At 60.7% G+C, this 21,326-nt stretch carries 21 protein-coding genes; 11 read left to right on the top strand and 10 right to left on the bottom strand.

Translation table 11 applies throughout. The annotated features are described in order from the left end of the window. Positions 1-234: 234 nt before the first annotated feature. Both AACR14_RS13425 and AACR14_RS13420 read right to left on the bottom strand, forming a co-directional pair. The gene (locus AACR14_RS13425) at positions 235-2,817 is read right to left on the bottom strand and encodes a bifunctional acetate--CoA ligase family protein/GNAT family N-acetyltransferase (protein WP_019446538.1); all 2,583 of its coding nucleotides are present in this window, start codon (positions 2,815-2,817) and stop codon (positions 235-237) included. Positions 2,818-2,890: 73 nt separating this feature from the next. Beyond that, positions 2,891-3,082: a hypothetical protein gene (locus AACR14_RS13420; RefSeq protein ID WP_019446537.1), complete on the bottom strand. Its 192-nt coding sequence runs from the start codon at positions 3,080-3,082 to the stop codon at positions 2,891-2,893. A 191-nt stretch (positions 3,083-3,273) separates the two neighbouring features. Between AACR14_RS13420 and AACR14_RS13415 the strand changes: the two genes are divergently transcribed. Next, entirely contained in the window at positions 3,274-4,140 is an 867-nt protein-coding gene (locus tag AACR14_RS13415; RefSeq protein ID WP_026035089.1) for a hypothetical protein, read from the top strand. Here AACR14_RS13415 and ilvY read toward each other — a convergent pair. Then, positions 4,129-5,022, bottom strand: a complete 894-nt coding sequence (ilvY, locus tag AACR14_RS13410) for an HTH-type transcriptional activator IlvY (protein ID WP_019446535.1) — start codon at positions 5,020-5,022, stop codon at positions 4,129-4,131. The two genes, AACR14_RS13415 and ilvY, sit on opposite strands and share 12 nt — an antisense overlap. Before the next feature lie 221 nt (positions 5,023-5,243). Here ilvY and ilvC point away from each other — a divergent pair, with 221 nt between their 5' ends. Continuing rightward, on the top strand, positions 5,244-6,725 hold the full coding sequence (gene ilvC / locus AACR14_RS13405; protein WP_005355979.1) for a ketol-acid reductoisomerase: 1,482 nt from the start codon (positions 5,244-5,246) through the stop codon (positions 6,723-6,725). Positions 6,726-6,881: 156 nt separating this feature from the next. Here ilvC and pgi read toward each other — a convergent pair whose 3' ends face one another. The 5 genes from pgi to coaBC all read right to left on the bottom strand — a co-directional run bounded on the left by pgi (position 6,882) and on the right by coaBC (position 12,289). Then, the gene (pgi, locus tag AACR14_RS13400; RefSeq protein ID WP_019446534.1) at positions 6,882-8,531 is read right to left on the bottom strand and encodes a glucose-6-phosphate isomerase; all 1,650 of its coding nucleotides are present in this window, start codon (positions 8,529-8,531) and stop codon (positions 6,882-6,884) included. Between the two features lie 347 nt (positions 8,532-8,878). Next, the gene (locus AACR14_RS13395) at positions 8,879-9,715 is read right to left on the bottom strand and encodes a mechanosensitive ion channel domain-containing protein (RefSeq protein WP_019446533.1); all 837 of its coding nucleotides are present in this window, start codon (positions 9,713-9,715) and stop codon (positions 8,879-8,881) included. A 166-nt stretch (positions 9,716-9,881) separates the two neighbouring features. After that, positions 9,882-10,478: a nucleoid occlusion factor SlmA gene (gene slmA / locus AACR14_RS13390; protein WP_005339495.1), complete on the bottom strand. Its 597-nt coding sequence runs from the start codon at positions 10,476-10,478 to the stop codon at positions 9,882-9,884. Positions 10,479-10,547: 69 nt separating this feature from the next. Beyond that, positions 10,548-11,006 (bottom strand): dUTP diphosphatase, encoded by a 459-nt coding sequence (gene dut / locus AACR14_RS13385; RefSeq protein WP_005339498.1) that lies wholly within the window; start codon positions 11,004-11,006, stop codon positions 10,548-10,550. Positions 11,007-11,086: 80 nt separating this feature from the next. Then, the gene (coaBC, locus tag AACR14_RS13380) at positions 11,087-12,289 is read right to left on the bottom strand and encodes a bifunctional phosphopantothenoylcysteine decarboxylase/phosphopantothenate--cysteine ligase CoaBC (RefSeq protein ID WP_019446532.1); all 1,203 of its coding nucleotides are present in this window, start codon (positions 12,287-12,289) and stop codon (positions 11,087-11,089) included. Between the two features lie 147 nt (positions 12,290-12,436). On the opposite strand from coaBC, the gene radC reads away from it, so the two are divergent. From radC to AACR14_RS13350, 6 genes are all read left to right on the top strand, one after another. Beyond that, positions 12,437-13,111 (top strand): RadC family protein, encoded by a 675-nt coding sequence (gene radC / locus AACR14_RS13375; protein ID WP_005339502.1) that lies wholly within the window; start codon positions 12,437-12,439, stop codon positions 13,109-13,111. A 136-nt stretch (positions 13,112-13,247) separates the two neighbouring features. Continuing rightward, positions 13,248-13,484, top strand: coding sequence for a 50S ribosomal protein L28 (gene rpmB / locus AACR14_RS13370; protein ID WP_005307492.1), 237 nt, complete (start codon positions 13,248-13,250; stop codon positions 13,482-13,484). A gap of 11 nt (positions 13,485-13,495) precedes the next feature. Next, positions 13,496-13,663: a 50S ribosomal protein L33 gene (gene rpmG, locus AACR14_RS13365; RefSeq protein WP_005307500.1), complete on the top strand. Its 168-nt coding sequence runs from the start codon at positions 13,496-13,498 to the stop codon at positions 13,661-13,663. A 93-nt stretch (positions 13,664-13,756) separates the two neighbouring features. Beyond that, complete coding sequence (locus AACR14_RS13360) at positions 13,757-14,212, top strand: hypothetical protein (RefSeq protein WP_005355994.1); 456 nt, start codon at positions 13,757-13,759, stop codon at positions 14,210-14,212. Positions 14,213-14,236: 24 nt separating this feature from the next. Next, a complete protein-coding gene (mutM, locus tag AACR14_RS13355) occupies positions 14,237-15,049 on the top strand; it encodes a bifunctional DNA-formamidopyrimidine glycosylase/DNA-(apurinic or apyrimidinic site) lyase (protein ID WP_005357390.1) in 813 nt (270 codons plus the stop codon). A 114-nt stretch (positions 15,050-15,163) separates the two neighbouring features. After that, positions 15,164-16,099: a VirK/YbjX family protein gene (locus AACR14_RS13350; protein WP_019446531.1), complete on the top strand. Its 936-nt coding sequence runs from the start codon at positions 15,164-15,166 to the stop codon at positions 16,097-16,099. A 90-nt stretch (positions 16,100-16,189) separates the two neighbouring features. On the opposite strand, the gene coaD is transcribed toward AACR14_RS13350, so the two are convergent. Further along, entirely contained in the window at positions 16,190-16,675 is a 486-nt protein-coding gene (coaD, locus tag AACR14_RS13345) for a pantetheine-phosphate adenylyltransferase (RefSeq protein WP_019446530.1), read from the bottom strand. 134 nt (positions 16,676-16,809) lie between these two features. Between coaD and AACR14_RS13340 the strand changes: the two genes are divergently transcribed. Beyond that, the gene (locus AACR14_RS13340) at positions 16,810-17,847 is read left to right on the top strand and encodes a glycosyltransferase family 9 protein (RefSeq protein ID WP_019446529.1); all 1,038 of its coding nucleotides are present in this window, start codon (positions 16,810-16,812) and stop codon (positions 17,845-17,847) included. A gap of 51 nt (positions 17,848-17,898) precedes the next feature. Here the strand turns inward: AACR14_RS13340 and AACR14_RS13335 are convergent, their stop codons facing one another. Next, the gene (locus tag AACR14_RS13335) at positions 17,899-18,675 is read right to left on the bottom strand and encodes a glycosyltransferase family 2 protein (protein ID WP_005339515.1); all 777 of its coding nucleotides are present in this window, start codon (positions 18,673-18,675) and stop codon (positions 17,899-17,901) included. Between the two features lie 276 nt (positions 18,676-18,951). Between AACR14_RS13335 and waaF the strand changes: the two genes are divergently transcribed. Together waaF and waaA are read left to right on the top strand one after the other, a co-directional pair. Further along, on the top strand, positions 18,952-19,986 hold the full coding sequence (waaF, locus tag AACR14_RS13330) for a lipopolysaccharide heptosyltransferase II (RefSeq protein WP_005339516.1): 1,035 nt from the start codon (positions 18,952-18,954) through the stop codon (positions 19,984-19,986). 1 nt (position 19,987) lies between these two features. Further along, entirely contained in the window at positions 19,988-21,253 is a 1,266-nt protein-coding gene (gene waaA / locus AACR14_RS13325; protein ID WP_019446528.1) for a lipid IV(A) 3-deoxy-D-manno-octulosonic acid transferase, read from the top strand. The last annotated feature ends 73 nt before the right edge of the window (positions 21,254-21,326 follow it).

Raw genomic sequence — 21,326 nt, 5'->3', positions numbered from 1 at the left:
TTTTTGCTATGGGCGGTTTTGTTCAGTGACCCACAGATTTGCACACAGGAACTAACACAAAGCCCGGCTTCATGACCGGGCTTTGATGTTTTTAGCGTGTTAAACCACCAATATCTGGCTTTTCCCTGCCAAGTAAGAGTGCCAGATAGCCGGTTATTTCCACCATTTTCTGGCTATATCAGAGCTTTATCAGTTTCATTTATAGCTATTTGAATGACTCTACAGGGGGCCAAATCAGGCTTCTGCTGCTTGCTGACTACAGGGCAGTTCCATATTGACCACCCCCTCTTCCATCTGGACATCGATCTTGAAGCCAAGCCGTTTGGCGAGGTTGACCATGCCGCGATTGCTGGGCATGGTCATGCCAGATAACTGGCCAATTCCCTGCTCTTTGGCGTAACGGATGATCTTCTCCATCATCAATTTGCCGAGCCCCACCCCTTTCAAGTCCGATCGCACCAGAATGGCAAACTCGGCATCGCTCAGGTCCGGGGTCGAGATAGCGCGTACCACGCCGAGGATTTGATCCTGTAGCTCGCCATCTTGCCCCACAGCCACGAAGGCCATCTCCCGGTCGTAATCGATCTGGGTCATGCGAGCCAGCTCTTCATGGCCCAGCTCGCCTACATCGGCGAAGAAGCGTTTGTACCTGTCTTCATCGGAGACCTGCAGCACGAACTGCTTGTGAGCCGGTTCATCTTCCGGCCGGATCGGGCGCAGAAGGATATGGCGCTGATCCTTAAGCCAGGCACCCTCCTCCAGTTCGGTAGGATAGGGACGGATCGCCAGTCGGTTGCTGGTCGGGATGGTGGGGTCAGCCAGCATGAGGCTGGCATCCAGCACCACCATTTCGGCACCGCACGCTTGCAGCGGGTGCAGATCCAGCTCCTGAATCTCCGGAAAGGCGAGCAATAGCTCGGAGAGCTGGCAAAGCACTTGGCCCAAGGCATCGATATCCAGTCGTTCCGGCGTGGCTTGTTCGCGGATCTTGCGGCTTTTGAGGGCGCCGATGATCTGGTAACGGGCCAGCGCCTGATTGAGCGGTGGCAAGGCTGCTACCATCTCCTGCGGTTCGGCGCCCGACTCGCCCAGCAGGATGACGGGGCCAAAGATGGCGTCTTGCTGGATGCGTACCCGCAGTTCGAGGCCGCCGCTGCGGCGAGCCATGCGTTGCACGAGCAAGCCTTCGATGCGGGCGCCCGGATCATGCTGTTTGACCCTGTCCAGAATGGCATCTGCGGCTTGCGCCACTTCGGCCGAGGTGCGCAGATTGAGTACCACCCCGTGTACGGCAGACTTGTGCAGGATATCGGGCGAGCGCAGTTTTACCGCCACTGGATAGCCGATCTGCTCGGCGGTAAGGGTCGCCTCGATGGCGTCGGTGACGATCCAGGTTGGCAGGGTCGAGAGACCTGCGGCTTGTAAAATCGGGTGCACCAGATGGGTATCCAATCTTAGCTGTTTGCGCTCCTGTGCTTGGCGGATCAGCTGCTGGCACAGCTCGCCATTGAGCTGGTTGCCATGCAGGGATGCCGGGGTCTCCATCAACTGCTTCTGGTTGCGGCGGTATTCCACCATGTGCATGAAGGCGGCCATGGCGCTTTCCGGCGTGCGGTAGGTCGGGAAACCCGCCTCGGTAAAGAGTTTTCGCCCCTCCTGCGCCGAGTATTCGCCCGCCCAGTTGGTGAGGATATTGAAACGGCGCGCTCTGGGATGCTGTTTCAGATGGGCGATTAGATGGCTGGCCAGCGGCGTGCTCGGTGCCGTGAGCGAGGGGGCGTGGATGATCAGGATGGCGTCGATGCCATCTTCCTGCAACACGCTGTCCAGCGCTTCCTGATAGGTGGTGATGGTGGCATCGCTGCCGATATCGAGCGGTGGGCGAGCCAGCTTGCCGCCCCGCTCCAGCAGCACATCCACTGCCATATTGGCCAGTCCGCGACCGTTGGAGATGATGGCGAGCCGCTCCCCCTTGAGGGTCATGGAGTGGCTCAGGGTTTCCACTGCGGCAAACAGCTCGTGGGTATCCCGCACCCGCAACATGCCGGCGCGGCGGATGGCGGCGTCATAGACGTTGTCGAGGCCGTGAGCCGGATCGTGGCGTCCGCTTTTCAGTACCAGGATCGGCTTGTTGCGCGAGGCCGCTCGTGCCGCCGAGAGAAAATGGCGGGCATCGTGCAGCTTGTCCATGTAGAGCAGGATGGCGCGGGTGACGCTGTCGCGGGAGAGCTGGTCCAGCAGCTGGCCGAAGTCGATGTCGCAGTGATCGCCAAGGGAGATAAAGGCGGAAAAGCCCAGCTCATGCTGCTTGGCCCAGTCGAGAATGGTGGTGCTGACTGCGGCAGACTGGGAGAGAAAGGCGACCTGCCCGGGCTTGGCGGCAATCGGTGAAAAGCTGGCATTGAGCCCCTGACCGGGCAGCAGCATCCCCATACTGTTGGGTCCGAGCAGGCGAATGCCATATTGCTTGCAGAGCCGTTTCAGCTCCTGCCGATCATCTTGTGAAAAATCGGCGGCTAGGATGATAGCGGCGCCCGCTCCCTTCTGGCCAAGCGCCTCCAGCAGGGGGATGACCCGCTCCCGGCGAGTGCAGATGATGGCGAGATCCGGAGCCAGCGGCAGGCTGGCAATATCGGGATAGGCCAGCACGCCAGCCACTGCCTTGCTGCGCGGGGTGACCGGCAGGATGGGCCCTTTGAAGTGGCCCGCCAGCAGGTGGCGAACGATGACATGGCCCGCTTTGTGCGGATCGGTCGAGGCGCCGATGATGGCGATTGATTGGGGTTTGAACAGCCGATCCAGACCGCTTGCGTTCATGGGCACTCCCGTCGAGAGGGGGAAGATACCAGTCTAATACCTCTTTGTTGCAGGTTCTGTGACCGGCTCCCGATCACCGTTTGTTGAGGGCGTTGGCGCGCAGGTAAAAGCGCAGCTCCCCCTGTACCCGGCGGATGGCACCGAGGTGCCGCTCCTGCAGATAGATCTCCTGCTCCCTGTCCAGCAAGGTGCTGGGCAGACCCATGCTTTGCAAATACTCCTCAAACAGGGTTGATCCCTTGATCTCGACCAGATGCTGTTTCATGGCACTCCTCCCTGAGGTGGTTCGATGATGGCGAATATTCAGTCTGCGATCCCTTGCCCGGTTTGCCTATTGTCACTTCTGACATGAGACGGGACAGGAGAAGGTTCACACATCTGGCAGCGAACGCCGCATCAGGCCCTTGGCTGGCGTTATAGTATGACCAGAAGCATGGCGCTTGGATGGTGCAGGGAATGAAGCGAGTCGGATTGTGGTGCATGGTGTTGTGGCTGTGGGCGGCGGATGCGTCGGCTGCCGTGCAGTCGATCCGCACCTGGAATCTGCTGCTGGAGCATCCCAACCCGGCAGTGGTGCAGTTGTTGCGGCTCTCCCTTGATCTGACGGTGCCTGAATATGGCCCCTACCAGCTGGTCTCCAGCCCGCCGATGGAACAGGGGCGGACGGTGAAAGAGCTGCACAGCGGCGAGCTGGTTCAGGTCGGAGTGTTTGCCCCCGATGAGGAGCGGGAAAGGGATCTGCTGGCTGTACACATTCCATTGGCCAAAGGGCTGCTCGGCTGGCGGGTTTGTCTGATCCGGCAGGGGGATGAGGGGCGCTTTGCCGCCATTCATTCGCTGGCCGACTGGCGCCGCTCCGGGCTCATCATCGGCCAGCACAGATCCTGGCCTGACACCCAGTTGCTGAGGGCCAACGGCCTTAACGTGATGGCTGGCAACCTCTACGAAGCGCTGTTCAACATGTTGCGCAAGCAGCGTTTCGACTGTTTTTTGCGCTCCGTCATCGAGGTCGAGGATGAGCTGAAACAGCACCCGGATCTGGCCATCGAGCCCCATCTGGTGTTTCGCTATCCGCTGGCGCTGCTCTTCTTTGTTTCGCCCAAATATCCGGAGCTGGCGCAGCGCATCGAGCTTGGCCTGCAGCGGGCGCGGCAAACCGGGGATTTTGACCGGATCTTCGAGGAGGGGTTTGGCAGCACCATCCGCCGTTTGCAGCTCGACCAGCGGCAGCGCCTCGAGCTGAACAATCCTGATCTGCCGTTGTCGAGTCGCAAGATGATGGCCGACCCGACGCTCATCTACCAGCCTGTCTCAGCGCAGTGAGTTCTGGTTCTGTGCCGTATCCCAGAAGGCGCGGATCAGCGGCTCTTCCAGTCGCTTCTTGAGCACCCCGATCCCCACATCAAATGGCTTGAAGGCGGGCTTGAGGTCGATGATCCGCACCTTGTCGCCGAGCGGGCTGTGGTCGATCACCGCCGCCGGCACCAGCCCCACGCCACAACCGAGCGCCACCATGGCGACGATCCCCTCGTTACCCGCCACTTCGGCGTAGATGTTGGGGGCGATCCCCTTGTTGCGAAACCACTGATCGCTGCGTTTGCGGGCCAGCCCCTGCTCGGAGAGGATGACCGGCAGCTGCTCCCAATCCGGCTCGCCCTGACGGAACCACTGGTTCAGCTGGGGCGCATTGCGTGGTGCGATAAAGACCAGCGGCACCTGCTGCAGGCTGGCGAACTCCAGCTTGGCGGGCAGGGCATCGGGGCGGGCAGCGATGGCGAGATCGGCCTCGTCGGCCAGGATTTTGTCCACCGCCAGCGCCGGGTCACCGGTCTCCAGCTTGATCTCCAGCTGGGGGTAGCGGCGGCGAAAGCGCTCCAGTACCTCGGGCAGCAGAAAGTAACTGGCGGTGACCGAACAGAAGACCCGCAGCCGCCCCTGTAGCGGTTCATCGTTGCGTTTGAGCTCCTGCTTGAGCTGACGCCACTCCTGCAACAGGCCGCCGCCAAACTCCCGCAGCTTCTCGCCGGCGGGAGTGAGCCGTACCGAGCGGTTGTCCCGCTCGAACAGGATGCAGCCGGTCTCCTGCTCCAGCCGCTGGATGGCGCGGCTCAGGGTGGAGGGGCTGACCGCCATGGCATCGGCACTCTTGCCGAAATGAAGGGAGTCGGCGAGGTGGAGAAACAGCTCGAGATTGCGAAGATCCATCTTTCAGCTCCTGGCGCGGCTTGTGTGCCCGATATCCAGCGGTTGGCGGCTTGTTTCTGCCATCTCGCGGTACATTCAGCAGGCGATTATGAAGGGTTAACGTTTCAATTATTGCAACGTACTGTTTCGAATATATCAGTTCAGGCAATAAGTGTCCCGCGCTATAGTGGTTCAGACAACGCCGCCATCCGGCATGGAATCAATCGAACGGAGCAATCACCATGGCTAACTATTTCAACACCTTGAACCTGCGTCAGCAGCTGGCTCAGCTGGGCAAGTGTCGTTTCATGCAGCGCGAAGAGTTCGCGGACGGCTGCAACGTGCTGAAGGGCAAGAAGGTGGTGATTGTGGGCTGTGGTGCCCAGGGTCTGAACCAGGGTCTGAACATGCGCGACTCCGGGCTGGATATCTCCTACGCCCTGCGCAAGGCTGCCATCACCGAGAAGCGCGCCTCCTGGCAGAAGGCTACCGACAACGGCTTCGCGGTCGGCACCTATGAAGAGCTGATCCCGACCGCTGATCTGGTGCTCAACCTGACTCCGGACAAACAGCACTCCGACGTAGTGAAAACCGTGATGCCGCTGATGAAGCAGGGCGCCGCATTGGGCTACTCCCACGGTTTCAACGTGGTGGAAGAGGGTCAGCAGATCCGTTCCGACATCACCGTCGTGATGGTGGCGCCCAAGTGCCCGGGTACCGAGGTACGTGAAGAGTACAAGCGCGGCTTCGGCGTACCGACCCTGATCGCCGTTCACCCGGAAAATGACCCGAAAGGCGAAGGCATGGCCATCGCCAAGGCGTGGGCCTCTGCCACCGGCGGTGACCGTGCCGGGGTGCTGGAGTCCTCCTTCGTGGCGGAAGTGAAATCTGACCTGATGGGCGAGCAGACCATCCTCTGCGGCATGCTGCAGGCCGGTTCCCTGCTCTGCTACGACAAGCTGGTTGCCGAGGGCACAGACCCGGCCTACGCCGGCAAGCTGATCCAGTTCGGCTGGGAGACCATCACCGAAGCCCTGAAACAGGGTGGCATCAGCCTGATGATGGATCGCCTCTCCAACCCGGCCAAGCTGCGCGCCTTCGAGCTCTCCGAGCAGCTCAAGACCCTGATGCGCCCGCTGTTCGAGAAGCACATGGACGACATCATTGCCGGTGAGTTCTCCCGCGGCATGATGGCCGACTGGGCCGAAGATGACGTCAAACTGTTCACCTGGCGCGAAGAGACCGGCAAGTCCGCCTTCGAAAACGCCCCGGCGTTTGCAGGCAAGATTGCCGAGCAGGAGTACTTCGACAATGGCGTGGTGATGGTGGCCATGGTCAAGGCGGGTGTCGAGCTGGCGTTCGAGACCATGGTGGCTTCCGGTATCTACGAGGAGTCCGCCTACTACGAATCCCTGCACGAGCTGCCGCTGATCGCCAACACAGTTGCTCGCAAGCGTCTGTACGAGATGAACGTGGTCATCTCCGATACCGCCGAGTACGGTAACTACCTGTTCGCCAACGCTGCAGTGCCGTTGCTGCGCGAGCACTTCATGCCAACCCTGAAGGCGGGTGATCTGGGTGCCAGCAAGGCGGAAGGGCAGAGCGTGGATAACCTGGCGCTGCTGGCGGCCAACGAAGCGACCCGTAACCACCCGATCGAGAAAATCGGCCAAGTACTGCGTGGTTATATGAAAGACATGAAACGCATCGCCGTTGGCGGTTAAGCCGGCATCGGGCTGGATGATGAAGGGGCGGGGATGACGATCCCCGTCGCCGGTCGGACTGGACACCCGACCGGCCAGCCAGAAAAATCAGCCTGACAGTCATAAAAAAGCCCCGCTCATCGAGCGGGGCTTTTGCATTCAGAAAGGCCGGATAAATCAGGCTTTCCACGCTTTCCAGGTGTTGATCAGACCGTTGGTGGAGCAGTCGTGGCTGGTGACAGCCTCGTTGTTGCCCAGCTCAGGCAGGATCTTGTTGGCCAGCTGTTTGCCCAGCTCCACGCCCCACTGGTCGAAGGAGAAGATGTTCCAGATTGCGCCCTGTACAAAGATCTTGTGCTCGTACATGGCGATCAGGGCACCCAGGGTTTTCGGGGTCAGGCTCTTGAACAGGATGGAGTTGGTCGGGCGGTTGCCTTCGAACACCTTGAACGGCACCAGATCCTTGACCTGCTCCAGGGTTTTGCCTGCAGCCAGGAACTCGGCTTCAACCTCTTCCTTGCTCTTGCCGAACGCCAGCGCCTCGGTCTGGGCGAAGAAGTTGGCCAGCAGTTTCGGATGGTGGTCACCGATCGGGTTGTGGCTGATGGCCGGTGCCAGGAAGTCACAGGGGATCAGCTTGGTGCCCTGATGGATCAGCTGGTAGAAGGCGTGCTGGCCGTTGGTGCCTGGCTCACCCCAGATGATGGGGCCAGTCTGGTAGTCAACCGGCTTGCCGTTGCGATCCACGTACTTGCCGTTGGACTCCATGTTGCCCTGCTGGAAGTAGGCAGGGAAGCGGTGCATGTACTGGTCGTACGGCAGAATGGCTTCGGACTCGGCACCGTAGAAGTTGTTGTACCACAGGCCGATCAGCGCCAGCAGCACCGGCACGTTCTGCTCATAGGAGGCTGTGGCGAAGTGCATGTCCATCTCGAAAGCGCCTTGCAGCAGGGCTTCGAAGTTTTCGAAACCGACAGACAGGGCGATGGGCATGCCGATGGCAGACCAGGAGGAGTAGCGGCCGCCAACCCAGTCCCAGAACTCGAACATGTTGTTGGTGTCGATGCCGAACTCGGCCACGGCCTTGCCGTTGGTGGAGAGCGCGGCGAAGTGCTTGGCAACGTGGGCCTTGTCACCGGCGATGTTGATGAACCAGTCGCGGGCGGTCAGGGCGTTGGTCATGGTCTCCTGGGTAGTGAAGGTCTTGGAGGCCACCAGGAACAGGGTGGTTTCCGGATCGATCTTCTTCAGGGTCTCGGCGATGTGAGTGCCATCGACGTTGGAGACGAAGTGCATCTGCAGGTGGTTTTTGTAGGGACGCAGTGCCTCGGTGATCATTACCGGGCCCAGATCGGAGCCACCGATACCGATGTTGACCACGTGCTGGATCGCCTTGCCGGTGTAGCCTTTCCACTCGCCGGAGATGATCTTCTCGCAGAAGCCTTTCATCTTGGCCAGTACGGCGTTCACTTCCGGCATCACGTCCTTGCCGTCGCTCTCGATGGGGCGGTCGGAGCGGTTGCGCAGGGCCACGTGCAGTACGGAGCGGCCTTCGGTCATGTTGATCTTGTCGCCATTGAACATGGCATCGATCGCGCTGCGAAGATCGGTCTCTTTGGCCAGATCAACCAGCAACTTGAGGGTTTCTTCGGTGATCAGGTTCTTCGAGTAATCAACCAGGATGTCGCCGCCGAAGGTAAGGGAAAACTTGTCAAAGCGCTTCGGGTCCTGCGCGAACAGATCCTTGAGTCGGGTCTCTTTGTTTGCTGCAAAGTGGGCTTCCAGTGCCTGCCAGGCCTGGGTTTGGGTTGGATTGATATTTTTCATAGGATTCCTGAAATGCCAAGTTGTGTTTGAACCTTGCAGGCAAGGTCCCGCCAAACCTTATTATCCGAGCATTATAGCGAGCCGAACGGGCGGCCCGTGTAACAGATTTTTACCGATTGTCTTTTACCGCAATGGGCCACTGTCGGGAGCATACAACCAGAACATTGGGATTATGTGTCACGAAAGCAAGGCGGATCTTGCGCTTGCTCATGATTGGGGCCACCCCGATAGCCTGAAATTGTTTTCATCCGGTTGGCGTGGTTATGCACCGACATGGCCATGGGCTGGGGCCAGAAACGACAATGCCAGCCCGAAGGCTGGCATTGTCTGTTGCAGCAGAACCGCGATCACGCCTGCGGTTTTTGCATGTGCATCACCATCTGCGGGAAGGGGATCTCGATGCCTTCGGCATCAAAGGTCAGTTTCACCTTCTCGTGGAAGTCGAACCAGACACCCCAGTAGTCAGCGGTTTTCACCCAGGGTCGCACCACGATATTGACCGAGGAGTCGGCCAGCGCGGCAACGGCAATGGTGGCTGCCGGATCTTTCAGGATGCGCGGCTCTTCGCTTACCAGACGCTCCAGGATCTGTTTGGCCTTGCGCAGGTCAGAGCCGTAGCCGATGCCAAAGGTCATATCGACGCGGCGGGTATCCATACGCGAGTAGTTGACGATGGTGCCGTTGAGGATGGCGGAGTTCGGGACTACCACCATCTTGTTGTCACCGGAGGTGAGGGTAGTGGTAAAGAGCTGAACGGACTGCACCACACCCGCGGTGCCTGCCACTTCGATAAACTCGCCCGCCTTGATGGGGCGGAAGATGATCAGCAGGAAGCCGGCAGCGAAGTTGGAGAGTGAATCTCGCAGCGCGAAACCGATGGCCAGACCGGCGGCACCGATAATGGCGACGAAGGAGGCGGTCTGTACCCCGACCCGGCCCAGTGCGGCGATCACTACGAACACCAGAATGGCGTACTTGAGGATGCTGCCGACGAAGTGGGTAATCGTGGTATCGAGCTTGCGGGCTTGCATCACCTTGAACACACCACCGCTGATGAGGTTGGCAGCGATATAGCCGACCAGCAGGGTCAACAGGGCGGCGGCGATATTGACGCCGTATTCGATCAGCAGTCCCTGATTATTGACCAGCCAGGTCTGCGCTTCGGTAATGATTTCGGGTTCCATAGGATGTCCTGTCAGGTTCTAAAAGGTTTATGGTGGATAAATCTAACACCGCAGCGCGACAGTACGGGTCGCATCTGGTACTTCTTTTCTGCCATAAAAACCTGACACAAAAAAGAAGGGAGGCCAAAGCCTCCCTTCTTTTTGCTGAATGACGCGAAAAAAACCATCAGCTCTGCAGCAGCTGGCTGCGGATAAATTGCCACTGATCTTCAAAACCGGCGGTCGGCTTGAGCTTGAACTCGGAGCGCACGAACTGGCTGATGCGGCCTTCGGTGTAGGCCAGCAGCAGATTGGCCAGCATGGTCTCGTCGAGCTGAAAGCCCTGACCTTCGCGTAGCCGCTTCTCGCGCAGCACCTGTTTGATCTGGGTTTCCAGCTTGTCGAACAGGATGCTGATGCGATCCCGCAGCCGATCGTGCTCACCCAGCAGGGCGTCGCCATTGAGGATGCGGGTAATGCCGGGATTGCGCTCGGCGAACACCAGCAGCAGCTGCAGGATATGGTGGCAGCGCGCCATGGTGTCCTTCTCTTCCGCCATGATCAGATTGACCCGTGACAGCAGGGAATCCTCGATAAAGTCGATCAGCCCCTCGAACATCCGCGCCTTGCTGGGAAAGTGTCGATAGAGGGCTGCTTCAGAGACGCCGACCTCGGCCGCCAGACGGGCCGTGGTGATGCGCTGACCCGGACTGGTTTCCAGCATATGGGCGAGCGCCTGCAGGATCTGATCGCGCCGACTCTGTTTCTGATTACTGCTTGCCATGGATTCCCCTAAAAAAAACAATGGCTTGATTCTGTTATTAGGCACCGCCCATCAGGCTGGTGTGGTCTGTTATTGGCGACCAGAAGAACCAAAACCGCCTTCACCCCGTTCGCTCTGGTTGAACTCATCGACCAGTTGGAAGCTGGCCTGAACTACCGGCATGATCACCAGCTGGGCGATGCGCTCGCCGGGTTGCATGGTGAACTCATCCTTGCCGCGGTTCCAGACCGAGACCATCAGCTGACCCTGATAGTCGGAATCGATCAGACCGACCAGGTTGCCCAGCACGATGCCGTGCTTATGGCCGAGGCCGGAGCGGGGCAGGATGGTGGCACATAGACCCGGATCCTGGATGTGAATGGCCAGACCGGTCGGTACCAGAGTGGTATCGCCCGGAGCCAGAGTCAGCGGCGCATCCAGCAGGGCGCGCAGATCCATGCCGGCAGAGCCGGGAGTGGCGTAGGCGGGCAGCGGGTACTCGGTACCGATACGGGCATCCAGAATCTTCAGTTCAATTTGTGTAGTCATGAATCGCTTTTTCAGTTGGATCTTGTATTGGCGCCCCTCTTGGCAGGCGGGGCGCCGTGAGTCTTGTTCTTTCGGGACGCTCAGTGCCGGTAGTGGCGCGCAATCAGGGCGATCAGGTGACGGGCCAGCGTCAGCTTGTCGGCCAGCGGCAGCGGGGTCTGGCCCCCTTGCCAGAACACGGTCAGGGCATTGTCATCGGCGTTGAAGCCTTGCCCCTCGCGGGACACATCGTTGGCGGCGATCATGTCCAGCCGCTTACGCTGCAACTTGTCGAGGGCGTATTGTTCCACATCCACGGTTTCGGCGGCAAATCCGACGGTGAAGGGTTTGTCTGAAAGGGCGCCGACGGCCGCGATGATGTCGGGGTTTTTCACCAGCTTCACCACCATCTGGTCGTTGTCACCAGTCTTCTTGATCTTCTGGCTGGCCACCTGCTCGGGGCGATAGTCGGCCACCGCCGCGCAGCCGATGAAGAGGTCGCACTCGCCCACCCGGCTCATTACTGCCTGGTGCATCTGCTCGGCGCTCTCGACATCGACGCGGGTGACCCCTGCCGGAGTGGCCAGCGCCACCGGGCCGCTCACCAGCGTCACCTCGGCGCCCGCTTCACGAGCGGCGCGGGCGATGGCGTAGCCCATCTTGCCGGAGCTGTGGTTGCTGATGTAGCGGACCGGATCCAGCGCCTCGCGGGTCGGACCTGCGGTGAGCAGCAGCTTGACACCCGCCAGCAAGGGCTCGGCGGCCAGTTGCTGGCAACAGCGACCCACCAGTTCGAGGGGATCCAGCATCCGGCCCGGGCCCACATCGCCACAGGCCTGGCTGCCGGCATCCGGCCCCCACAGCAGAATGCCGCGGCTGGCCAGGGTCTTGAGGTTGGCCTGGGTGGCGGCGTTGAGATACATCTGCTGGTTCATGGCAGGTGCCAGCGCGATGGGCGCCGGAGTGGCCAGACAAAGGGTGGTCAGCAGTTCGTCGGCCATGCCTGCAGCCATCCGCGCCATCAGGTTGGCGCTGGCGGGGGCGATCAGTACCAGATCGGCCCACTTGGCCAGCTCGATATGACCCATGCCCGCTTCGGCAGAGGGATCCAGCAGGCTGTAGGCCACCGGATGACCGGAGACCGCCTGCAGGGTCAGCGGGGTGATGAACTCCTTGGCGGAGCGGGTCATCACCACCCGCACTTCGGCGCCCTGATCTTTCAGGCGGCGTACCAGCTCGGCACTCTTGTAGGCGGCGATTCCGCCACTGACACCCAACAGGATGCGTTTATCGGCCAATCTCATCTGCTGTTTCTCTATCCGGCTCATTCTGACTGGTCGGCTAAGATACCACAGGCAATGAATGACGACAGGGGTTGGCATCAAGGGGTGTGGTCGGGCGCGCGCAATTTTTTGCTATGTTTTTTCTCAACAGGGATGAGGGAGAGACAAATGAGCATCAAAGAGTGGCCGGAAGATGAACGCCCCAGAGAGAAGCTGCTGCGTCAGGGGCCCGCGGCGCTCTCCGATGCCGAGCTGCTCGCCATCTTTCTGCGCACCGGTGTCAATGGCCTGAGTGCAGTGGATCTTTCACGTAATCTATTGAATCAATTCGGCTCTTTGCGCAGCTTGCTGGGCGCGGATCAACGGGCATTCTGCGAGGCGCACGGCCTTGGCCCGGCCAAATATGCCCAGTTGCAGGCGGTGCTGGAGATGGCCAGACGCCATCTGGCCGAGCAGTTGCAACGGGGCGATGCCCTCACCTCGCCCCAGCTGACCCGGGACTATCTGCAGGCCCAGCTGCGGGATCGGCCGCGCGAGGTGTTTGCCCTGCTGTTGCTCGACAATCAGCACAGAGTCATTCAATTTGTTGAGCTTTTTTTCGGCACAATCGATTCGGCGAGCGTCTGGCCAAGAGAAATCGTGCAGATCGCGCTCAAACATAATGCAGCCGCGGTGATTCTGGCGCATAATCACCCGTCCGGCGTCGCCGAGCCCAGTAGGGCCGACCGCCAGATCACGGATCGGATCACGGCCGCTTTGGCCCTGATCGATATCAGAGTGCTGGATCACTTGGTGATCGGTGACGGCATCACGGTTTCTTTTGCCGAGCGCGGTTGGCTATAACTGTGCTCTGGCACCGTATTAGTTGATCTTTGATCACGGATGCTGTATAAAATGCCGCCTTCTGTTTGCCCCGCAATCGAAGGCCAGCGGGGCAGATATTTGCTCGAGCAATGAAGTAAGATTTGGAGAGACTGACATGTCTAGAGTATGCCAAGTAACCGGCAAGCGCCCGGCAGTTGGTAACAACCGTTCGCACGCTAACAACGCCACCAAGCGTCGTTTCCTGCCGAACCTGCACACTCACCGTTTCTGGGTTGAGAGTGAAAAACGCTTCGTAAGCCTGCGCGTATCCGCAAAAGGCATGCGTATCATCGACAAGCGTGGCGTTGAAGTGGTTCTGGCTGAACTGCGCGCCAGCGGTGTTAAGGTATAAGGAATTAGATCATGGCTAAAGGTATTCGCGAGAAAATTCGCCTGAACTCCAGCGCCGGTACTGGTCACTTCTATACCACTACCAAAAACAAGCGCACCATGCCCGAAAAAATGGAGATCAAAAAGTTTGATCCCGTTGTTCGTCAGCATGTGATCTACAAGGAAGGCAAAATCAAGTAATTACTTGATGCTGCATTCCCAAAAACCCGGCTTCGTGCCGGGTTTTTTTATGCGCCGAATTCAGTACACTGCCGGTTCAAAGGGAGGCTTGCCATGTTCAAATTGAGCCGCAAAGGCTGGAATAACGTGATCATTGTGGTGGTGCTGATCGTGATCACCCTGTTGCATCGTATGGAGACTGCCCAGCAGGAGAACAGCGCCAAGCGGGCTCGCCCCTTGTTGCCGGATGCGTCCGTAGTGCTCACCTGGCAGGGGCCGAGCTGGCAGATTGAGCGGATCGGTCAGGGCTGGCGCAGCGTGCCGGATCTGGGGCTCGACACGGCTCAGCTGGATGCCCGTCTGGCGCGCTGGCAGAGCTGGTTGCTGCCCCCCGGCGAGGTGGTGCGCGGTACCCCGGTGACCATCAAGGTATGGATTGCCGGCCAGAGCGATCCGGTCGAGATCGGCCTCTATCAGAACAGCGGCCAATATGGCGCCCAGCTGCCGTCCGGTCTCTGGCTCGCCCTCACTGCCGAACAGTATCGCGATCTGCTGCGTCCTGCCCCCTGAGTTCCTTTTCCTTGCGAGGTGCCCATGCCCGAATTGCCAGAAGTTGAAGTCAGTCGTCAGGGGATCTCCCCCTGGCTCACCGGTATCAAGGTGACGCGTGTAGTGGTGCGGGATGGCCGCCTGCGCTGGCCGATCCCCGGTGAAATTCAGGAGCTGGTGGATCTCACCATCCATCGGGTGCGTCGCCGTGCCAAATACCTGCTGCTGGAGACCGATTTCGGCACCGCCATCCTTCATCTGGGGATGTCCGGCAGCCTGCGGGTGCTGGATATCGGCACGCCAGCCGAGAAGCACGACCACGTGGATATCGAGCTGGAGAATGGCAAGCTGCTGCGGCTCAACGATCCGCGCCGCTTCGGCGCCCTGTTGTGGACCCGGGAACCGGCCGAAGCCCACGCGCTGCTCGCCAAGCTGGGGCCCGAGCCGCTCACCGATGCCTTCAGTGCTGATTACCTGCAGGGGCGCGCCAAGGGGCGCAGCACCGCTATCAAACAGTTCCTGATGGACAATCAGGTGGTGGTCGGGGTGGGCAACATCTACGCCAACGAGGCGCTCTATGCTGCCGGCATTCACCCCAAACGGGCGGCGGGCAATATCAGTGCCGAGCGGCTGGGAACCCTGGTGGCCGAGATCAAGCGGGTGTTGGCCGAGGCGATTCGCCAGGGCGGCACTACTCTCAAGGATTTCACCAGCGCCGATGGCAAGCCGGGCTATTTCGTGCAGCAGTTGCAGGTTTATGGCCGTGGCGGTCAGCCCTGTTTCCACTGTCACACCCTGCTGACCGAGACAAGAATGGGCCAGCGCACCACGGTTTTTTGCAGTCATTGCCAGCGCTGAGCGCACTTTTTGCCCCGATCCGGGGGAAGTTGTAACAGCGTATTTCCACTCTGTTGAAGATTTGCACAGCTGTCACTAGTATCCCGACCGTTCAGGCGGTTTGAGAATATAAAAATGACAGTTAAATCAATAGACTGGGAATATTTATCCCGGCAGGAGCGCTATTGCGCAAAATCCATGGCCCGCTTCCTCTACCCCGAGGGATGTGACCGGAAAACCTTCAATCGCGGCAAGTTCGTGCTGCGCAGCCTGCTCTATCGCAAGTCGCTGAGCCGGGTCTTCAGCCTGTTTCAGTGCGACTCGCTCAAGGCGCTGCCGGCGGTCTATCCCGAGCTGCTCGACAAGCCGATGCGCCCCTATCGCTTCGCCTGTGCCAGCGCCCGTGAGCGGGCCGAGATGCTGGAAAATCACTACCGTTTGCTGCTGGAGTGCTACCCGCAGCTGATCGACCCCCTCTATCTGGGCGAGGGGATCGAACTTGGGCACTATCCCCAGAGCGGCTGCCGCATTCTGTTGCGCCACGATGGCACCTTCCGCCGCGAGGCCGAGCTGGCGCTCTCCATCGTCAACGGCGAGGGGCAGCGCCTCTACAGTTGCGCCTTTTCGCTGGCAGGTAGCGTGGATCGTTTGATTCTGATGATCGGCTCCATGCAGGGGCCGGAGCCTGCGGTCGACAATGCTCAGGATCGGGTGCGCGAGCTGACCAAAGAGGGACACGGCCTGCGGCCCAAATCCCTGCTGGTGCAACTGGTGCTGCAACTGGCGCAGAGCATGGGGGCGGCGGAGGTGCTGGCGGTGCGCAAGCGGGCCCACGTGTTTCAGGCCAAGCGCTACAGCAGCAAGCAGAAAGCCAATTTGCAGGCCGATTATGACGAGCTGTGGCAGGAGTTCGACGCCCGGGATGTGGATGCCAACTTCGTCGCCCTGCAAGCCCAGCCACGCAAGCCGCTGGAGGAGATCGCCTCCAAGAAGCGGGCCATGTATCGGCGCCGCTACGAGTGGCTCGATCTGCTGGTGCAGGAGATGAATGAGCGGTTTGCCCGTCAGTAACCGGCAAGCAGGCTGACCTCTTCATGCGAGAGAGAAACAACAAGGGCTACCCGCGGGTAGCCCTTGTTGTATCTGCCATCAGGGGAGGAATTAGCGCTGTTGCTGTTTGGCTGCGATGGCCTGGGCCACTACCGGGTCGACAAACTGACGAATGTCGCCACCGTGCAGCGCCACCTCTTTCACCAGAGTGGAGGAGATAAAGGAGTTCTCCTCCGCCGGGGTGAGGAAGACGCTTTCCAGCTCAGGCATCAGGCGGCGGTTCATGTTGGCCAGCTGGAACTCGTACTCGAAGTCGGAGACGGCGCGCAGGCCGCGGATCAGCACGTTGGCCTGATGCTCTTTGGCGAAATCGACCAGCAGGCCGGAGAAGCCCACCACCTTGACGTTGGGAAGCTGGCTGGTCACTTGCTGGACAAGCTGGACACGTTCTGCCAGATCGAACAGAGGTCGCTTGCTCGGGCTGTTGGCAACACCGACCACCACCTCGTCAAACAGCTTGGCGGCGCGGCCGATCAGATCGGCGTGGCCATTGGTAACGGGATCAAAAGTCCCGGGATAAATTACCCTGGTAGTCATCTTTGCGGTCCTGCAACCTGGAAATTTGGTCGCATTATAAGGTCGTCGCTTGAGAATAGCAGTGCATCAGGCAAGAATACGCCATCGCGCATCAAGCCTCCTTGCATTGGTGACAGGGAGCAAAGGGATTTTTTATGAAACGTATTCTGGTCGTTCGCAATGACAAGATTGGTGACTTCATGCTGGCGTGGCCTAGCTTCGCTATGCTCAAAGGCTCCATGGAGTGTCATGTGACTGCCCTGGTTCCGGCCTACACGGCGCCGCTGGCCCGGCTCTGCCCCTGGATTGACGAGGTGATCATCGATCCGGGCGTGCGGGCCGACAAGGAGCAACAGCGAGCGCTGCTGGCGCGGATCAAGGCGGCTGCGTTCGACGCGTCCATCTGCCTCTTCTCCAACTCCCGCAACGCCATGCTGGTGTGGAAGGCGCACATCCCTTACCGGCTGGCCCCGGCGACCAAGCTGGCGCAGGTGCTCTACAACCAGCGACTGGTGCAGCGTCGCTCCCGCTCCCAGAAACCGGAGTCCGAGTACAACCTGGAGCTGATCCGCCGCTTCCTGGCCGATCAGCAGGTGGCCGTGGTGGAGCCCAAGACCCCCTTCCTGCGGTTCGATGACGAGACTCTGCGGCAGGTGCGCGAGCAGTTGGCACTCAAGCTCAAGCTCGATGCAAGCCGCCCCTGGCTGATGGTACATGCCGGCAGCGGTGGCTCGGCCAACAACCTCTCCATCGAGCAGTACGCCCGCATCATCATCAAGCTGAACCAGGCCTGCCCCGAGCTGCAGTGCGTGCTGACCGCCGGCCCGGGCGAGGAGAAGATGGCCGAACAGCTGGCGGCCGAGTTGCTGGCCCACGGTGGCAACGGCTGGATCTACCGCTCCAGCGACGGTCTGCCGATGTTCTGTCAGGTGCTGGCCAACGCCGCTTTGTTTATCGCTGGCAGTACCGGCCCGCTCCATATCGCCGGGGCGCTCGACGTGCCGACCATCGGCTTCTTCCCGATGCGCCGCTCCGCCACCCCGCTGCGCTGGAAGCCCCTCAACAGCGAAGGGCGTCACCTTGCCTTCAGCCCGCCGGAGGATAGCGACCATCCTGAGGATATGAGCCAGCTCGATCCCAAGACCATGGTGCCGGTGATGGCCCGCTGGGCGGCGCCTTTCTGGCGCAAGTAAGGTATGCAGCAATGCAAACAGGGCCCCGCGGGGCCCTGTTTCGTATGACGGTTATTCCGGCTGCTGCGGCTGCTGGCGCACCCAGAGGTCTGCGTATTTAACGAAGGTGGAGTGGGCGGAGAGGATCGCCAGCAGCAGCCCCTGCTTGCCATCGAGGAAGCCCGCTTTGAGCAGGTACATCTTGAGGAAGCAGCCGACCGCGTGGATCAGCCCCTGACTGAGAGAGCCCTTCTTGCCGCGAGCGGTGCGCTGATCGGCCCAGGCGCGGGCATAACCGGCGGATTTCACCAGATAGTGCTCCAGATCCCGATAGGTGAAGTGGAGCAGGTCGCCATGAATGTTGACGATCTTCATGTTGGCCCGTACTTCCACCTTTTCGTGCACCAGCGCCTCGTTGTAGCTGGTGAGTGCCTTGGGATAGAGACGCAGCACCCGATCCGGATACCAGCCGCTGTGGCGGATAAAGCGGCCAAACACCCAGGAGAGGCGCGGGATCGAGTAGATGGTATCGCTGGCCGGATTGGCCATCACGTTGGCGATGGCGGTTTTCAGCTCGGGGGTGAGCCGCTCGTCGGCATCCAGCCACAGCACCCAGTCGGACTGCACGTGGGACTGGGCCAGTCGGCGCTGTTTGCCAAAGCCCGGCCACTTGGCGTTGACGAAGAAGCGGGCGCCAAACTCGGCGGCAATGGCCGGGGTCTCGTCCTGACTGCCCGAGTCCAAAATGACGATCTCGTCCACCAGTCCGTCGAGGGAGGCGAGGCACTTGCGCAGGTTGTCGGCTTCATTCTTGACGATCAGAACGGCAGCCAGAGTCGGTTTTTTCACGAAATGGGGCTCACGGTTATTGCCCGGCTGGCGGGTCGAATGCGTATTGATGGGCCATTCTAACGGAAAAACGGGTCAAAGAGAGAGCCGCCATTGCCCGTTTCTATCAGCTGTTTGCCTGTCTCGTCTCGTCCGGTTGAAAGCGGGGCACCGCTGGAAAAATGGGGTGACGGCAGCGTCTGCCAAGGATCTTCTGTTATTTATCCAGTCATTCTTGGGGCATAATCTCGCCCAGTGATGATTAACTGCCGGGCCAGTCCCGAGAGAAGACGCGTGATGAAAATATTGGTGATCGGCCCCTCCTGGGTCGGCGATATGGTGATGTCCCAGAGCCTCTACAAGGCGATCAAGGCCAACCATCCGGAGTGCGAACTGCACGTGATGGCACCCGCCTGGTGCTGCGCCCTGCTGGAGCGGATGCCGGAGGTGGACAAGGCGATCACCATGCCCCTCGGCCACGGTGACTTCAAGCTGGTGGCGCGCCGCCGCCTCGGCAAGCAGTTGGCCGCCGAAAAATACGATCAGGCCATCGTCCAGCCCAACTCCATGAAGTCGGCGCTGATCCCCTGGTTTGCCCGCATTCCGGTGCGTACCGGCTGGAAGGGCGAGAGCCGCTACGGTCTGCTCAACGACCTGCGCAGCAACAAGTCCGCCTTCCCGCTGATGGTGGAGGGCTATCTGGCGCTCGCTTATCCCAAAGCGCAGATGAAGAGTCGGGCTGATATCCCGACCATTCCGCATCCGGCGCTCCATGTCGATCTGATAAACCAGAGCAAGGCGCTGGAGCGGCTGGGACTGGATCGTGCCCGCCCGGTGCTGGTGCTCTGCCCCGGTGCCGAGTTCGGCCCGGCCAAGCGCTGGCCGGAGGGGCACTACGCCGTGGTGGCTCAGCAGCATCTGGACGAGGGGTGGCAGGTGTGGATCTTCGGCTCCAACAAGGATGTGCCGGTGGCCAATACCATCCGGGATCGGGTCAATCTGCTGACTCGCCCCAACTGCCATGTGCTGGCGGGCAAGACCAGCCTGCACGAGGCGATCGATCTGATGGCGCTGGCCAGCCGGGTCATCTCCAACGACTCCGGCCTGATGCACATCGCCGCCGCCCTCAACCGGCCGCTGGTGGGCGTCTATGGCTCCACCTCGCCGCTCTACACCCCGCCGCTGGCGGATCGGGTCGAGATCGTTCACACCGACATCGAGTGTCGCCCCTGCTTCAAGCGCACCTGCAAGTTCGGCCATCTCAAGTGCCTGATCGACCTGGCGCCGGAGCAGGTGGTCGATGCCTGCAAGAAGCTGGAGCAGAGTCAGTAAGATGCCCTACCGTCTGCTCTACAACCTGCTGATCCATCTGGGATTGCCGCTGGCGCTGCTGGCCCTCTACAAGCCTAAGAAAGGCAAGCCCGGCTTTGGCAAGCGCTGGGCCGAGCATCTCGGGCGGCTGCCTGCCACCGGACAGGAGGCGCCGCTCTGGATCCATGCGGTGAGCGTGGGGGAGACGCTGGCCATCACGCCGCTCATTCGCGCCCTCAAGGCGGAGCGGCCCGATCTGCCGATCCTGCTCACCACCACCACCCGCACCGGCGCCGATCAGGCTGCCAAGCTGGGGGATCTGGTGATCCATCGCTATGCACCGCTCGACTACCCCTGGGCCATTGCCGCCTTTCTCGACACCTTCAAGCCGCGCGCGCTCTGGGTGATGGAGACCGAGCTGTGGCCCAACTGGCTGGCCGCCTGCGAGGCGCGTCACCTGCCGGTGACCATCATCAATGCCCGTCTTTCCGAACGCTCCTGCCAGCGTTATGCCCGCTTCCACGGTGCCTTCGATGCCCTGAGCCGGCCGCTGACCCATCTGCTCTGTCAGCATCAGGATGACGCCGACCGCTTCGCCCGCCTCGGCATCGATCGTTCGCGGCTGGCGGTGACCGGCTCCATCAAGTTCGATATCCAGTTTGGTGACGAAGTGCAGGCCAAAGGGCGTGCCCTGCGCCAGCTGCTGGGGGCGGATCGGCCGGTCTGGATTGCCGCCAGCACCCATCAGGGTGAGGATGAGCAGGTACTGGCCGCCTTCGATCTGTTGCTCAAACGCCATCCCGCGGCGCTGCTCATTCTGGTGCCGCGCCACCCCGAGCGGTTCGATCGGATGGCCGAGCTGTGCGCCCCTTATGGCTGTGTGCGGCGCACTGATGGTGCTGCGGTGAGTGCAGGGGATAAGGTCTATCTCGGCGATACCATGGGTGAGCTGCCGCTGATGCTGGCGGCGGCCGATGTGGCCTTCGTCGGCGGCAGTCTGGTGAAGATCGGCGGTCACAACCTGCTGGAGCCTGCAGCGCTCGGCAAGCCCTGCCTGACCGGCCCTGCCTACTTCAACTTCAGCGACATCACTCGCCAGCTGGTGGCTCAGGGGGGCGCCGCCATCGTGGCCGATGCCGCCGAGCTGGGCGAGCGGGTGAGCCAGCTGTTTGCCGATGTGACTGCCCGCCGCGAGATGGGGGAGCAGGCCCGCGCCGTGGTGCTGCGCAATCAGGGGGCGCTGGCGCGTACCCTCTCGCACTGCCTCACTGCGCTGGAGAACGACTGAACCCATGATGAGCACCGCACTGGCTCTCGATTTTCAACTGCAAAAGCGTCAAAGCAGCTGATCCCCGTTTCAC

Origin of the sequence: Aeromonas sp. 159, assembly GCF_963862045.1 — a bacterium.
Lineage (GTDB): Bacteria > Pseudomonadota > Gammaproteobacteria > Enterobacterales > Aeromonadaceae > Aeromonas > Aeromonas veronii.
This window is presented reverse-complemented; position numbering and strand designations above follow the sequence as displayed.